This is a genomic window from Paenalicyclobacillus ferrooxydans (assembly GCF_001399675.1).
Taxonomy (GTDB): domain Bacteria; phylum Bacillota; class Bacilli; order Alicyclobacillales; family Alicyclobacillaceae; genus Alicyclobacillus_B; species Alicyclobacillus_B ferrooxydans.
Genome location: NZ_LJCO01000069.1, coordinates 35,820 through 51,284, shown reverse-complemented (window position 1 = coordinate 51,284; position 15,465 = coordinate 35,820). Strand labels below are relative to the sequence as shown.

The following is a 15,465-nucleotide window of genomic DNA, read 5'->3' as shown; positions in this document are numbered from 1 at the left end:
GCTATCTGGCTCAAGGCGGCAACATGAAATTGAAGATTACGTCCATCTTGAAGACTTGGGAGGTAGATTGATGTGAAGAAGATGAATGTCGAGAGTTTTAATCTGGATCATACCAAGGTCAAGGCTCCTTACGTACGACTCGCCGGCGTAGTAAACGGCACCCATGGAGACACGATTTACAAATACGATGTACGGCTGTGCCAGCCGAATCAAGAACACATGGAGATGCCGGCACTCCACTCACTCGAACATTTGATGGCCGAAAATATTCGTAACCACACCAGCCAAGTGGTTGACTTCAGCCCAATGGGTTGCCAGACAGGATTTTACCTGACGATGCTAAACGTCGATGATCGCGATGAGGTCATGGCTTATCTCGAAGCCACGCTGAAAGATGTGCTGGAAGCAACCGAGGTCCCGGCTTGCAACGAGGTCCAGTGCGGTTGGGCGGCAAGCCACAGTCTCGAAGGCGCCAAAGAGTTGGCTCAGAAAATGTTGTCCGCCAGGTCCGAGTGGCCAGAGATTTTTGGCAGTGAGGCATAAACAGCCAGCTCAGTGGCGTGATAATGACAGCTTTGGCACGTTCGGGGTGGAGAGGAACTCAGTTCCGCTATGAGGTTCCGCAGCGGAAGACCGCCTGGCTGGAGAGGAACTCAGTTCCTCTATGAGGTCACGCAGCGGCGTACCGGTGTCAGTCTGAACGTGCCAATCTAAAGATTGGCACGTTATTTTGCGTGCAGAGCGAAATCATGCTCTTCGGAGTGTCGTACATGTATGAACCCGCCGATGCGGAAGGGCTGGGATACCCGTGGGAATAGGCGTCCACAACCGTCTAGCCTGCTACAGCAGGCACGCGTTCCGCATCCAACCTTCGATTGAAAAATATGATGATCCCATTCAGCACCAAAATGATCATGGTTACGTAAAACACATTCTTAATTCCATACGCAGCGGCGACGCTGCTCCCAAGAAGCGGACCAAGCAGGTTTCCCAGAAACGTAGACGCAGAATTGATTCCGAATGCTGTCGCTAAGAGTTCCGGAGGCGCCTTCTTTTTTACCAGTACATTGAGCGACGGTATCATACCACCAATAAACAGCCCGAGCAGAAACCGTCCCACAAGAAGAACCCCGATGTTCCCGGCTAAGGCTTGCGGGATATACATCACCGCAGCGGCACAGGTAGCCAAGATGAGGACCTTCCGTTGCCCGATCCGATCGCCCAATCTACCCAGAGACGGCGCACCGACGAGATTGGCCATACCTGTTATAGAAACGACCAAACCCGCAATCAGCGCTAAGTGCGGACCTGTGTACAACGTCTTTGCGTAAATCGTGACAATCGGTTCGATACTCATCATACCTACCTGAATAAAGGTGGAAACCACAAAGACCGGAAACAAAGGGCGTAGTTGTCTGATGCCCCCTGTTGGCCCTTTCGCTCGAACGATTGGCTGATGATGTTCGTGAACAAACAGCAATACAATCAAACTTGCAATAATCAACATGCCACCTGTGCAGAAGAACACACCCCGAAATCCAATTGTTTCAGCCAATGCCCCACCAATCAGAGGTCCAATGAGGTTTCCCGCAATCGCACCGGTTTGCAGCGTTCCGAGAGCTCTTCCAGAGTGCTCGTTTGGCGTTATAGATGCCTGCAGGGATACGGACATGGAGATGAAACCAGAAAATATTCCGTTGAAAAGGCGAAGCAGCAATAACTCCCACACTGCACCCACTGCACCCATCAATGCCGTGACGACACCCATGCCGATGCCAGCCCGAAGAAGCATGATTTTCCGCCCGTGCCTATCCGCAAAAGCTCCCCAGATCGGTTGGAAAATAACAGAGGTCACAAATTGAGCTGAAAACACCCAACCTGACCATCGCTCCATAGCTGACAGGTTGTGAATTCCAAGCTTTTCGATGTATAACGGCAGAAACGGGATCACTAAACTCATACCGGCGGTAACAGCGAAGTTTGACGCCCATAAAATCCAGAGTGTACGTCTCCAATTCATACAAATCCCTCTTCCCAGCCACAAGACTTACACGGTACCCCCAAAGACAGAAGCAAAGACAAATACCAAGTCACAGCCGAAGCCTGTCTTTCGAGTCGGCATCAGGAGTCGGCAATACTGTTTTGGCAATGTGCTCGTCGAGTGCTTCGTAGTCGTAATAGTGAATGGTATCGTACAACTCAGCACGTGTCTGCAATGTAGACAGAATTCCGGCCTGCGTTCCTTCATTATGAATCGTGCGATAAGCCGTTTCAGCAGCCTTTGCAGCTGCTCGAAGTGACGTTACGGGATAGATGACCATGTCATATCCCCAGTCTGAGAACTGTTTTGCACTGTAATACGGCGTCTTTCCGAATTCAGTCATGTTGGCCAACAACGGTGCAGAAACAGCCTGGCGGAACTGGAGGAAATCCGCCTCCGTTGTGAGTGCCTCCGGGAAAATCGCATCTGCACCAGCTGCCAAATATGCATTTGCCCTCGCAATCGCAGATTCTATTCCTTCGACTGCCTTGGCATCCGTTCGCGCAATGACCACCAATGTAGGTGCCACCTGCTTCAGCATTCTGATCTTCTGCTGCATTTCTTCCGTCGCCACGAGGTTTTTGCCATTGAGATGCCCACACTTTTTTGGAAGGTCCTGATCTTCAATTTGAACCGCAGCCACACCGGCTTCTACCATCTCTGCAGCTGTACGTGCGACATTCAGTACGCCCCCGTAACCCGTATCGATATCAACAAGCAGGGGGAGTTTTGAGGCGCGTACAAGCACCCGGGCATGTGCGGCAACTTCATTGGAATAGAGGAGACCCAGATCCGGAAGGCCCAGGCTCGCCGTATAAGCCGCTCCTGACAAATACAGTGCCTGAAAGCCAGCTTCTTTCGCAAGCAGGGCGCTCATTCCGTCATGCGCACCTGGAATTTGCAAAAGGGATTCATTTCTCATCAGTAGTCTAAATTGGTCAGCAAGCTGATCTTGCGTGGGGTTTGGTTCAACAAGCCAAGTCAAGGTACCTACTCCTTCCCTAGACGTCTTCCATCGGTATACCGGATTGTAGCCGCGTTTGCAATGCAACCTCCTCTGTCGTCACAAAGGATCACAGCTGTCCTAAGAATATTCCAGTCGGTTTAAATGCGTATTTAAATGCGTATTTAAGCGGGTGTTGAAGCACGCTGATCTTGCCTTCTCAGCGATTCGTAAAAAAGTTTCCGCTTTGTCATTTGCGACGATGGAAATAAAAATGGACAGAGCCTTCCCTGTCCATTCCCTGTCCATCTTTTATTCATTTTTATGCACTCTCTATCCAACAGCGGGACTGCTCTTTTGCACTCGATCGAATACATGGTCAAAGGGACGACTCTAGATGACCGGATGACCGGATCGGTTAGTACGGTTTAACAACTGCAGCCCTTTTTGCAGCCTTGGTCAAGCGGACCGTCAAGTCATAGCGAAGAAAGGGTGTCATCAGGTAGATCCCGTTGAAGTACTCGCTTGCTCTATTTGTTAGCCCCTCTGCAATTTGCATGCCGATTTCTGCAGCGCCCTCAAGTGGTGCATCAACCATTTTCTGTATGATGTCTTCAGGAATCTGCATCCCTGGGACCTCATTGTGCAGGAAGAGGGCATTCCGTGCACTGACGAGCGGCATCACTCCGATAAATACAGGAACACCAATCTCTGATGCTGCGTTTGCTACGACCTCCATCAGACGCTCGTCGTACACCGGCTGCGTCATGATGTAGTCTGCCCCCGCATCTACTTTGCGCTTCAATCGCTCAATGGCCTTGTCGAAGTTTCTGACATGCGGGTTAAACGATGTGCCAACCACAAATTTTGCAGGTTGCTTCAGCGGCTGCCCTGAAAACGCGATCCCCTCATTCAAACGCCGCACCATCTTGGTTAATTCGATAGAGGAGACATCGTAGACCGATGTTGCACCCGGCAGGTCTCCAAACCTGGACGGGTCTCCGGTCACGAGCAAGATGTGGTGAATTCCGAGTACATGCAGACCCATCAAGTGTGACTGCTGTCCAATCAGGTTCCTGTCGCGGCACGTCACATGAACGAGCGGATCGATACCAAGCGGCTTCAACATTGCAGCCACAGCCATGTTACTCACTCGAACGGTCCCAAGAGAGTTGTCAGCGAGGGTAATCGAGTCCGCACCGGCCTCGTGCAACGCCAGCGCACCTTTCATGTATCGGGAGATATCCGTGGTCCGCGGCGGATCCAATTCGACGATCACAGTCGTTTCACGCTTGACTTTGTCGAGCAGTGTTGAGGAAGGTTTTGCGTCAAAGCTGTGCACCTTTTGGTTGCTGTGCACCTTTTGGTTGCTGTGCACCTCTTGGTTGCCGTGCGTCTCGTTGCTCCTACTCGTCTCTCCGCCTTTATGCTGCTCTTCATTGATGTGAATGCGGTTCTGCACAGCCGTTGTCTCGGTGGCAACGACGGGCCTGGCCTTCGCCTCTCGGCCGGAGATATCACTTTCCTGCAGTTTCACTGCGAGGCGCCGAATGTGATCTGGAGTCGTTCCACAACAGCCGCCGACAAAATGAACCCCGCTTTGAACCAACCGCTTGCCCATGTCTGCAAAGTAATCCGCACCTGCGGTATAGCTCACGTCACCTTCGTCAATGTGCAGCATGCCCGCGTTCGGCACCGCGGCGTAGACTGTCCCGGGCGCATGGGGCATGCGCTCGTAGGCTCGCAGGATTCCAGCCAGGCCAAGTCGGCAGTTCAGTCAGAAAACATCCGACCCCGCCTCCTGCATTCGGGTAAACGCGTCAGCCAGCGGCACACCATCACGGGTAACGTCTGGCGCATCTGGCGATAAAGTCGCAAGAACAGGGAGGATCGTCCGGCTTTTAACCACTTCGAGGGCAACGAGCATTTCATAGAGATCGGCGAAGGTTTCGAGGACAATGCCGTCCACTCCAGCCTCGAGCAACGCATCAAGCTGCTCGGCAAACACATCCCGCAACGTGAAGCGGGTCTCATCCTCTGTCTCACCTCGGTATCCGAGTCCTGCTGTCGATCCGATGGTTCCAAACACCCACACCTGGCCCTTGGAACTCCTGACTGGGGTGTCCAATGCACTGAATCCTTGCCCCGATCCCTGTCTTGTGGTTCCCTGGTGCCCGGCTCCTTGCCGAGCGGGAGCAGACTCTGCCGCCTCACGCGCCACCGCAACCGCAGCCCTGTTAATGTCTGCTAACTGGCTTTCGAGTCCATAGCGAGCAAGTCCCACCCGGTGCGCACCAAAGGTGTTCGTCTGAATCAGCTCGGCACCCGCAGCAATATAAGCGAGGTGGACATCGCGAACGAGCTTGGGATGAGACAGAGAGAGCTCTTCGTAACACGTGCGAATAGGCACACCCGACTGGTGCAGCATCGTTGCCATCGCGCCATCACCAAGGATGACGCGCTGACTCCAGACGTCGCGGATGTCCTGCCGCGGTCGGGGTCCGTCTTGCAGCGGTCGAGGTCCGTCCTGCTGCGGTCGGGATCCGTCTTGCGTTTGTTCGGTTTCCGACATCATGTCACCTCCTGATTGGATGTTTATCGATTTATCCGATGTCTACGTTGAAATAGCGCGCTTCCGGATGCGAGAACACGAGGGCTGAGACGCTGGCTTCGGGTTCCATCATGAATCCATCCGTCAGTTCCACTCCGATGTCAAACGGCTGAAGCAGTCGGAACAACTGGGCTTGATCGTCAAGGTTCGGGCAGGCCGGATAGCCGAATGACACTCGGATGCCTTGGTAACGGGCAATGAAGCGTTCGCGCATGGTCATCTCGAGCGGATCGGGAAAGCCCCAAGCATCTCGTATCACATGGTGGATCCGCTCCGCTGACGCCTCTGCGAGTTCGAGCGCCACAGCTTGCAGGGCGTGTGCGCGGAGGTAGTCTCCACTGGCTTTCCACGCCTCGGCCACTTCGCGGACCCCTGTGCCTGCGGTGACGTTCAACATCGCCACATAGTCGACCACCCCGCCATCAATCGGGCGCAGGAAGTCTGCCAGGCAGAGATACGGCGCCTTTTGCTGGCGCGGGAAGTGGAACCGTTCGAGCACCCGTGCTTCACGGAGTGAGCGACCAGATTCAGCGCCAGATTGTGCGCCAGATTCAGCGGCAGCTTCTGATCCGACTTTTCGTCCGGCCCCCAGTCCGGCTTCTGCAACATCCTCCGGATGGAGAATCAATACTTCATCTCCGGATGCCACAGCCGGGAAGAACTGATAGACTGCACTCACCTTCAGGAAGCCGTCGGCTGCGCCCTGTCGAATCAGATCGTCGACCAGTTCGAGCAACTCGACAGCCTTCTCATCGCCTTCCGCCAAGCGCTTCTCCACATTCCCCGTCAAGCCAAGGTGTTTTCCGAGCAACATCTGTAGATTCAAGTACGGCCGGATATAAGACAGCGGAATCTCCCGCAGGACATGGCGCGTGAGGTCAGGTGGCGTAAAGACCGGGGCAGTCCGCGAGATATCGGATACATGCGGCTTATCACCTCGTGCACCGTCCCCTTCCGGGCTGACTTTCAATACATCTCGTGCTGCCATCTCCGCCTGCTCACGGGCCAACTGCTCTGTGAGCTCTGCGCGTGCGGCATCCCCGCTGACCAGCCTGTTGGCGTACGCGAGTCCCTCCATGGCGTCCTTCGCATAGACGATGGAGCCCTTGTACGCCGGTTGAATCCGCGTGTACGAAAACTTCTTCGTCAGGGCTGCACCGCCAACCAACACCGGTACATCGACACCTGCACTCGTCAGGTCTTCGGCTGTGATAACCATCTGCTGCGCTGATTTCACGAGCAGTCCCGACAGACCAATCATGTCCGGCTTGTGCTCATGCGCGGCCTCGATGAGCTCGTTTGGCGGCACCTTGATCCCGAGGTTGACCACCTTGAACCCGTTGTTCGCAAGGATGATCTCGACGAGGTTTTTCCCAATATCGTGCACGTCACCTTTGACCGTTGCGAGGAGCACCGTTCCCTTGTTGGCGCTCTCCGACTTCTCCATCTTCGGCTCCAGGTAGGCGACCGCTGCCTTCATCACTTCGGCACTCTGCAAGACTTCAGCGACAATCAGCTCATTGTTGTTGAACAGTCGGCCAACTTCATTCATCCCGTCCATCAAGGGCCCGTTGATGACTTCGAGCGGCGACCTCGCTTTCAAGGCCTCATCGAGATCGTCAATCAGCCCTTCTTTCGTGCCGTCAACGACACACCGAGCAAGTCGCTCATCGAGCGGCAGCGAGGCCTTCTCGATGGGGGGCTCTTTCGGTTTGTCGCGGTAAAAAGCGGTGAACTCGGCAACCAACGCATCACTCGTCTCAAACAACAGACGCTCAGCCAGCTTCTTCTCATGTTCTGGAATCGACGCGTAGCGTTCGAGCTTCTCGGCGTTGACGATGGCGTAACCCAGTCCCGCCTTTGTGCATTCGTAGAGGAAGACGGAGTTCAGCACCTCGCGGCCGGCAGGCGGCAGGCCAAAGGAGACGTTACTCACGCCGAGGATGGTCGGGCACTCAGGCAGACGATCCCGCAGCAGGCGGATGCCTTCCACCGTCTCCCTGGCCGATCCGATATAGTTCTCATCCCCAGTCCCACAGGGGAAGGTGAGCGGATCGAAAATGATATCTGACGGAGCAATGCCGTACTTGTGTACGAGCAGGTCGTAGCTGCGGAGCGCCACTTCGAGTTTTCGTTTGCGGGTGACGGCCATGCCCTTTTCGTCAATCGTGCCGACCACCAGAGCTGCGCCGTACTGTTTCGCCAACCCGGCGAACCGAGCGAGCCGCGGCTCCCCGTCCTCGAGGTTGGTCGAGTTGATGATGGCTTTGCCCTGGATCATCTTGAGCGCCGTTTCCACCACGTTTGCGTCGGTCGAGTCGATCATGAACGGCACCTTCACCTTCCGCACCACATGCGGCAAGAAGGCGGCCATGTCGGCGACTTCGTCGGAATCGGGATCGGCCAGGCAGACGTCCACAACCTGCGCGCCAGACCGGACTTGCGCACGTGCCACCTCGGCGGCGGTCTCGTAGTCTTTGGCGGCGATGAGCTTTCTAAACTTGCGCGATCCGATGACGTTTGTCCGCTCCCCCACGAGCACGGGGCGGTTGTCGTCTTCCAGGTACACTGGTTCAAGCCCTGAGACAGCGTGGGTATGCGCCGGTGGCAGTGTGCGCGGGGCGATGCCACCGAGCGCCTGACGGAGCGCCCGGATGTGATCCGGCGTGGTTCCGCAGCAACCGCCGGCCAGGTTCAGCCAGCCGGCCTTCGCAAAGTCGGCGACTTTCGTGGCGAAGGCTGCCGGGGTCTCGTGGTAGTGGCCGTTCTCGTCCGGCAGGCCTGCGTTTGGATAGCAGCTCACACCAGACTCCGCGAGGCCGGACAAGGTGCGGATGTGATCGCGCATAAACTCGGGCCCCGTAGCACAGTTGAGGCCGACGGCGAGCGGGTGCAGGTGCTCGACGGAGAGGTAGAAGGCCTCGATGTTCTGGCCGCCAAGGGTGGTGCCCATCGGCTCAATCGTGCCGGAGATGATGACCGGGACGGATAAAGCGAGATCGGCGAAGGCTTGGCGAATGCCCTCACTGGCTGCCTTGACGTTCAGCATGTCCTGGGAGGTCTCGAGCAGGAGCACGTCGACGCCGCCTCTCAGCAAGCCGCGGACTTGTACCCGGTAGGACTCTGCGAGCTCATCGAATGTGGCACCGCCAGTGACAGACAGACTCTTCGTGGTAGGCCCCATAGAACCAGCCACAAAGCGCGGCCACTCCGGTGTGGAGACGGCGTCCGCGACTTTGCGAGCGAGTTCAGCAGCCGTTTGATTGAGTTGCTCCGCTTGGTCTTCAAGGCCGTACTCGGCAAGCACCAGCGGCGTGCCGCCAAAGGTATCGGTCGAGATGATGTCGGCCCCCGCGTCGAGGTACGCATCGTGGATGGCACGGATGGCTTTCGGCTTTGTGTGGACGAGGTACTCGTTGCAGCCGTCGTACTGGGGCCCGCCAAAGTCCGCTTCCGTGAGGTCGAGTTGCTGAATCATGGTGCCCATCGCACCGTCCAGGATAAGGATGCGGCTGGCGATGGCCTCTTTAAGTCTCAGTCCGCCCTCCATCATGGGGTGGACGGCGCCGACCTTGAGGTGCGGGTGCTGTGGTTCGGACGGAGTCGTCGCAGCTTGAGATTGCTGCGACGGTTGTGGCGGCTGGCTCTTCGCAGTTTGAGGATCCTGAGCTTCCCTGTGGTCCGGCTGGCGGTGCGATTCACTTTGGTGCGTTCGGCTCGGTTGGTTCGGTTGGTTCAGTTCCTGACTCATCTCTACGTTCCTCTCTATTTATAAACGATGTCTATGTGCTTACGTGATCCCATACAAACGTACTTACGTGATCCCATACAAAAAAGCCCTTCCCTCAAAAGAGAGAAGAGGCCTTCATCCGTAGATTTGGGCGCGTCAACTTCTCATCTTCGGATCTGACCTGAGATCCTCTGAAATTGGCACCGGGCGCCTGCGAGTTCTCGTAGACACTGGTTGCCGAAGCGTCACTGGGTCAGTCCCTCGGCTTCTCGTGATAAGAGGTGGTCTGGCATAAGCCAGACAGACACGATCTCACTATTTAGTTAGGGTCAGGATATCAGATTTCAGAATGTTGTCAACCTGTAACCGCTGCTGGACCCTGCTGCATGCTTAAGTTCGGTCATGGAACGAAACCTCCGTCTATCACAAAACTGAGATATATTCGGCATAAATGCTCCATACGTGATGTCCTAAAATCTATTTAGAAAGTGGGTAGATCTAAACTAAGGAGACTGGGACGACGATGAAATCAACTGCAACAAAGGGCACTCTGCATGGGGTCATGAATAGAATTCGGCGTGGCGCTCGCAATAGAGCTGGCGATACAGTTTACGATACGGTTGCCGGTACAGTTGCCAATACAGTTGCCAATACAGTTGCCGGCACAGTTGGAGATAGGGTTGGCGATGCGGTTCGTAGTGGAGTTGGCAATTCGGGTCGGTCAAAGATCAGAAAGCTTGTTACGGGGATGGCAGCTGTGGCTGTCGTATTCAGTCTTGCGGGGTGCGGAAGCAGTGCCAGTGCCAACACCACGGGACAGGCTTCAGCAGCACAGACAGGACAGGCTGCCCAAAATGCAACTGGTTCAGGCTTTCGCAGGGACGCCAACTTTAAACCGACATTTGTCATGAAGACAAACCCAACAAGCCTGTCAGCTGGCAAGCAGTTTACCATGACGTTTTCGATGCAGTTTGCAAATCGGAGCCCCCGTACAGGTCATCCCGGTTACATGGGCCCTCGCACTGGGAACTCGGTTGGAGCAGCTGCCGGATCCACCGGCAACCGCACCGGTGGATACCGAGGAGGCTACGGTGGAGGGAATCGGATCGGGAATCGAACCGGTGGTCCCTTCGGTGGTACGCCCCCAACTGGGACAGTTCAAATCTTCGGGAACGGCGTGAATCAAACCATCGGCTTGTCCAATCAAAACCGAGCCTTCAGCGGCACAACAACGCTGGCGAACCCAGGCACCGATAAAGTAACCCTTACAGTGCAGTTTGGGTCGCGGAGCTTCACGCAGCAGTTCACCATCAAAGTGGCGCAGTAGACAGCATATCAATCGGGGGGCACGAAGGGCGACCCGGAGTGGGTTGAGAGGCTGGCCCATATGGAAGTCGATGGGCACAGAGGCACAATGTCGTACCTGAATGAATTGTGCATGGCCGTGGCGGCAGTCGTGGATGGCCGTGGCGGCAGTCGTGGCAGCAGCGTACAAAACGTCCACTGTTGTGTGTCCAGCGCACAGTGTCACCACGCCACATGAGGATAGCGAACAAAACTTCCTCTGTTGCCTGAAATTCCAGCCTGCGCTTCGAATTAGAGTACAAACTGTCCCTTGTGACGCTATCTCTACCTCGATTTGGGGCAGCAGGACCGAACAAAGGAAATTTGGTTCGTTGTTTCGTAACGTGATGCTCAAAGCCAGCGAGTAAGGAACAAATCTTCCCTTCGTTGAAGCCATAGTCCCCTAAATACTGCTGCGAGCCTCATCGGCTCCGTCGCTCGGGAAGGAAAGCCCCCGAAAAAAGGTTTAACCCGCCATTGGCGGGTTATTCCTCATTGATTTCTATTCTAAAACTTGCGTTCGGCCTAGTCCTTGCCTCTGAAGCATTGTCCTTGCCTCTGAAGCATTGTCCTTGCCTCTGAAGCCTAGTCCTTGTCTCTGAACCTTTGTCCTTGCTCCGCGCGTCATCCAGCGCACGACAAGAGGCACAGGCAAAAGACTAAGAACAAGGCCCAAAATGTCGTTGTCCGCTATCCTTACAGCTTGCTGTCGTCGACGCTGTCGAGCCAGGCTTCGATATCGCCGATGACGGATTCCACACACCCCGACTCAAATGGCGAGATGAGGTTTGCGATCTGAACCAACTCCAGGAACGACTTGCTGCCGCCCTGTTTACACAGGTTCAGGTAGTCAGCCCATGCCGCTTCACGGTCTTCGTTTGCCTTCTTCCAGAACTGGAAGGCACAAATCTGAGCCAGCGTGTAGTCAATGTAGTAGAATGGCACACCAAAGATGTGGCCCTGTTGGTGCCAGAACGCCCCGCTCTCGAGGTAGTCGTTGCCCTCGTAGTCCCGATGCGGCAGGTACTTCTTCTCAATGCGTCGCCAGGCTGCCCGCCGTTCGGCCGGTGACACGTCCGGATTCTCGTAGACGAAGTGTTGGAATTCGTCAACTGCAACTCCGTACGGAATGAACAACAGGGCGTCTGCCAGGTGCATAAACTTGAACTTCTCCGTCTCCTCTTCAAAGAACAGGTCCATCCACGGCCAGGTGAAGAACTCCATGCTCATGGAGTGGATCTCGGCCGATTCCATCGTCGGGAAACCGTACTCCGGCAGCTCAAAGTGGCGGCTGCTGTAGCCCTGGAATGCGTGTCCAGCTTCGTGCGTCAAGACCGTGACGTCCCCGAAAGTCCCGTTAAAGTTCGAGAAGATGAACGGCACCTTGTACTTGCCAAGTCCGGTGCAGTAGCCGCCCGCGTTTTTGCCCTTCTTGCTGACGAGGTCCATCAGGTTGTTCTCGGTCATGACCGTAAAGAACTCGTCCGTTTCCGGTGAAAGCTCCATGTACATCCGCTTGCCTTGCTCAACGATCCAGTTCGGATCACCATGTGGTTTCGGGTTCCCGGATGGGAACTTGAATCCTTCGTCGTAGAATCTCAGTCTATCTACGCCGATCCGCTCTTTTTGCCGTTCACGCAACTTGCTGGCGATAGGCACGATGAACTCTTCCACCTGCTTGCGGAAGTTTGCGACCATCTCAGCGTTGTAGTCAGACCGTGACATCCTGGTATAGCCGAGCTCCGTGAAAGTCTTATAACCGAGCTTTCGTGCTAACTCCGTGCGGGTCTTAACCAATCCATCATAGATGTTGTCGAGTTCGTCCTGGTGTTCCGCAAAGAAAGCGTAACGGGCTGCAAATGCTCGTTCACGCATTTCCCGATCCGGTGAAGTCAGAAACGGCCCCATCTGCGCGAGGTTGCGTTCCTCCCCCTCGAAGTCGATTTTTGCAGAGGCAATCAGCTTGTCGTAGTCGCTCGAAAGTTTGTTTTCCTTCTGAAGGTCGGTGAGGATAACCGGATCGAACGTCTTCAAGGTCATCTCGGCCAAACGGAATAACTGTTTGCCCCACGCCTGCTCAAGTTCCGCTCTGTAGGGAGACTCAACGAGTGCACGGTAAAACTGCGTTGACAAGGCCTGCATGCGCGGCTGGTTCTCATCAAAATAGTCATTCTCCGCGTCGTAGAAGGCATCATTCGTGTCGATGCTGTGCCGAACGGAGGCCAGCGTCGCCATCGTCTCGACTTCCACACGCAGATCATTGATTTCCTTCATGGCCTTGTTTTGCGCTTCAAAACTGTCTGCCGCCTGAAACTTTGTCAGCAGATCGGTGAACTGCTTTTCAACTTGATCTATTTCTGGACGGTCGTATTTCATCTCTTCAAATTTCAACGTGGGTCCTCCTCTGTGATGTAATCCAGCCAGTTCCAAGTCTACACAATTCTACCCGAACCACGTGTCCTCATACCAACCGATGCCTAGAGCTCGTGCAGTTTGGTCATCCCGTCGAGTCTTGTGCAACCCGGACGTGCAGTTTGGTCATGCCGTCGAGTCGTGTGCAACTCGGTCATGCAGTCTGGTTATGCAGTCTGGTTATGCAGTCTGGTTATGCAGTCTGGTCATGCAACCCGGTCGTACAACCGCATCAAACATTACTTGCCGGGCTCAGCATCCATGTTTTCAATGTGGATAGGCTCAATGTCATCCGCTGGCGTAAATCCGAACACGCGTGAATAGAAGTAAAACTCCCCGTCGAGTGCTCGTTTAATGTTTTCTGCGCGACGGAACCCATGTCCCTCGCCTTCAAACGCGAGATATGCGACCGGCAGGTTCTTCTTGCGCAGCGCTTCGACCATCAACTCAGCTTGGTTGGGTGGAACAATCTTGTCATCTAAGCCCTGGAAAAATGCGATCGGGCAAGACAACTGATTGGTGAAATTGATGGGAGATCGATTGAAGTAGACGTCTTTGGCTTCCGGATACGGCCCAAGCAGGCTGTCCATGTAGCGGGACTCAAACTTGTGGGTCTCTTGTGCAAACACCTCAAGCTCACTCAGCCCAAAGTGACTCGCACCCGCGTTAAACACATCCCGGAATGTAAGCGCAGCAAGGGTTGTGTACCCGCCCGCACTGCCGCCGGCGATCGCGAGTCGGTTTGCGTCAACCTCTCCTTGTTCACCGAGGTACTTCGCTCCGTTTGCGGCATCGTCCACGTCGACAATGCCCCACTGACCCTTCAGGCGATCGCGATACTCTCTCCCATACCCAGTCGAACCACCGTAGTTCACATCGAGCACTGCGACCCCTCGGCTAGTCCAGTACTGAGTACTCAGACTCAAAACACTCGATGCGGCACTTGTCGGGCCCCCGTGCACATGGACAAGCAGCGGCGGCTTTTCACCTTCCGGTGCAGTAAAGTCCGGGTTCTTTGGGCGGTAGTAGATACCATGCGCCGTCTTCCCGTTCTCCGTTGGGAATTCAATGGATTCCGGGATGGAGAGGTAATCGGGATCGACTTGAACCTCTGAAGACTTCCGCAAGACAGTCGGGTTTGACCCGTCCACGTTGGTGGTCACAACGACGCGGAAACTCGTTGGCGATCCCGCTAAAAACACAACCCGTTCCCCATCTGTACGGATGGAACTGAAGGATGTGTATTCGCTTGCGACAGGTTTGAGTGCACCGGATTGGGTATCGATTTGTGCCAAGTACCATTTCCCGTTCTGTGTGTAGTCACAGATGATGGTCGAAGCATCGATAAAGTCATAGTCGGATTGGCCGAACGCCCAGTTGGGGGAGGTGAACTCTGCATCCATGGCGACAACGGTCTCCAACTTACCGTCTGTGATCCGCTTGATATTCCACCAATTGCTCTCGTCTGATATGTAATACAACTGACCATTTGGTGCCCATTTGGGTTGGAGAATGGATTCGTTTTTCACGCCGGCAACCTTCGTCAGGTCGGTTAAGGTGCCGTCTGCTGCGAATTTGCCTGTCCAGAGTTCTGTCTCATCCCAAGGCATGTTGGGGTGATGCCAGGTGATGAAGGCCAACTGTGTGCCGTCGGGACTGATCCGCGGGAAAGCATAGAAGTCGTTTCCTGAGACTAGGACTGTCTCGCCGCTGCCGTCTGTATTTACGGCGACAATGGTGTTCTCTGCGAAGATATCGGATTTGGTGTGGTCTTCGCGAACACCGATCCAACGGCCCCGAGCGACATCGATTTGCCCGTCTGCGTAACGCATTTTGGAGTCTTGTGTGAGTGCGTGAATGTTTCCATCGCGATCGCGAACATAAAGGTGGTTATCTGCAAAGTTGGAGAAATAGACGATGCCGTCGCGGATTGCAACAGCGCCGCCGCCATATTCATGAACTCGGTCGCGAGCGTTAAATGGTTGCGGGGTTAGTTCTTCCACTTGACCAGAGGCGTTTTGTCGCATGACGACGCTGCGACCGCCTTCAGCCGGACGGCTCTCAATCCAGTAGATATCGAGTCCATCTACAAGGACTTGCTCAAAACTGATGGTGCCTTGCACAATTAGATCGGAGGTGATCGGTGACTTCCAACTGCCGTACTGAGCTGTTTGCTTTGCCAATTGAGTACCTCCCCACATTTGTTCTGCACAGAACCGATGTTATCAGTCAAATTCCTTCAAAACCCTTTGAGAACGCTTAAAAAGCGTTTTGGAGCCTGTTTTGAAACGTTTTGAATGCTCCCCTGGAACACTTTGGGAGCCCCTTCAAAACTCCTGAGAACCCTACTCCTGAGAACTCTACTCCTGAGAACCCTACTCCTG

At 54.7% G+C, this 15,465-nt stretch carries 7 protein-coding genes, 1 pseudogene and 1 riboswitch; of the genes and pseudogenes, 2 read left to right on the top strand and 6 right to left on the bottom strand.

The features are described 5' to 3' along the window. Positions 1-81 precede the first annotated feature (81 nt). The gene (locus AN477_RS15550; protein ID WP_054970178.1) at positions 82-543 is read left to right on the top strand and encodes an S-ribosylhomocysteine lyase; all 462 of its coding nucleotides are present in this window, start codon (positions 82-84) and stop codon (positions 541-543) included. 289 nt (positions 544-832) lie between these two features. Here AN477_RS15550 and AN477_RS15545 read toward each other — a convergent pair whose 3' ends face one another. From AN477_RS15545 to metH, 4 genes and pseudogenes are all read right to left on the bottom strand, one after another. After that, the gene (locus AN477_RS15545; protein WP_054970082.1) at positions 833-2,020 is read right to left on the bottom strand and encodes an MFS transporter; all 1,188 of its coding nucleotides are present in this window, start codon (positions 2,018-2,020) and stop codon (positions 833-835) included. A gap of 70 nt (positions 2,021-2,090) precedes the next feature. After that, positions 2,091-3,026 (bottom strand): methylisocitrate lyase, encoded by a 936-nt coding sequence (gene prpB / locus AN477_RS15540; protein WP_054970081.1) that lies wholly within the window; start codon positions 3,024-3,026, stop codon positions 2,091-2,093. Positions 3,027-3,402: 376 nt separating this feature from the next. Continuing rightward, positions 3,403-5,556, bottom strand: a pseudogene (locus AN477_RS25285) (bifunctional homocysteine S-methyltransferase/methylenetetrahydrofolate reductase). Between the two features lie 31 nt (positions 5,557-5,587). After that, positions 5,588-9,145, bottom strand: a complete 3,558-nt coding sequence (metH, locus tag AN477_RS15525; protein WP_054970177.1) for a methionine synthase — start codon at positions 9,143-9,145, stop codon at positions 5,588-5,590. Positions 9,146-9,486: 341 nt separating this feature from the next. Continuing rightward, positions 9,487-9,606: riboswitch (SAM riboswitch) on the bottom strand. Between the two features lie 242 nt (positions 9,607-9,848). Here metH and AN477_RS15520 point away from each other — a divergent pair. Further along, positions 9,849-10,652: a hypothetical protein gene (locus AN477_RS15520; RefSeq protein ID WP_054970078.1), complete on the top strand. Its 804-nt coding sequence runs from the start codon at positions 9,849-9,851 to the stop codon at positions 10,650-10,652. 713 nt (positions 10,653-11,365) lie between these two features. On the opposite strand, the gene AN477_RS15515 is transcribed toward AN477_RS15520, so the two are convergent. Together AN477_RS15515 and AN477_RS15510 are read right to left on the bottom strand one after the other, a co-directional pair. Then, the gene (locus AN477_RS15515) at positions 11,366-13,060 is read right to left on the bottom strand and encodes a M3 family oligoendopeptidase (RefSeq protein WP_054970077.1); all 1,695 of its coding nucleotides are present in this window, start codon (positions 13,058-13,060) and stop codon (positions 11,366-11,368) included. A 260-nt stretch (positions 13,061-13,320) separates the two neighbouring features. Then, entirely contained in the window at positions 13,321-15,264 is a 1,944-nt protein-coding gene (locus tag AN477_RS15510; protein WP_211266021.1) for a S9 family peptidase, read from the bottom strand. Between the last annotated feature and the right edge of the window lie 201 nt (positions 15,265-15,465).

Bases quoted from the DNA above. Each gene is read 5' to 3' on its own strand.
- AN477_RS15550 (WP_054970178.1), top strand. From the start codon at position 82: ATGAATGTCGAGAGTTTTAATCTGGATCATACCAAGGTCAAGGCTCCT.
- AN477_RS15520 (WP_054970078.1), top strand. From the start codon at position 9,849: ATGAAATCAACTGCAACAAAGGGCACTCTGCATGGGGTCATGAATAGA.
- AN477_RS15545 (WP_054970082.1), bottom strand. From the start codon at position 2,020: ATGAATTGGAGACGTACACTCTGGATTTTATGGGCGTCAAACTTCGCT.
- metH (WP_054970177.1), bottom strand. From the start codon at position 9,145: ATGGAGGGCGGACTGAGACTTAAAGAGGCCATCGCCAGCCGCATCCTT.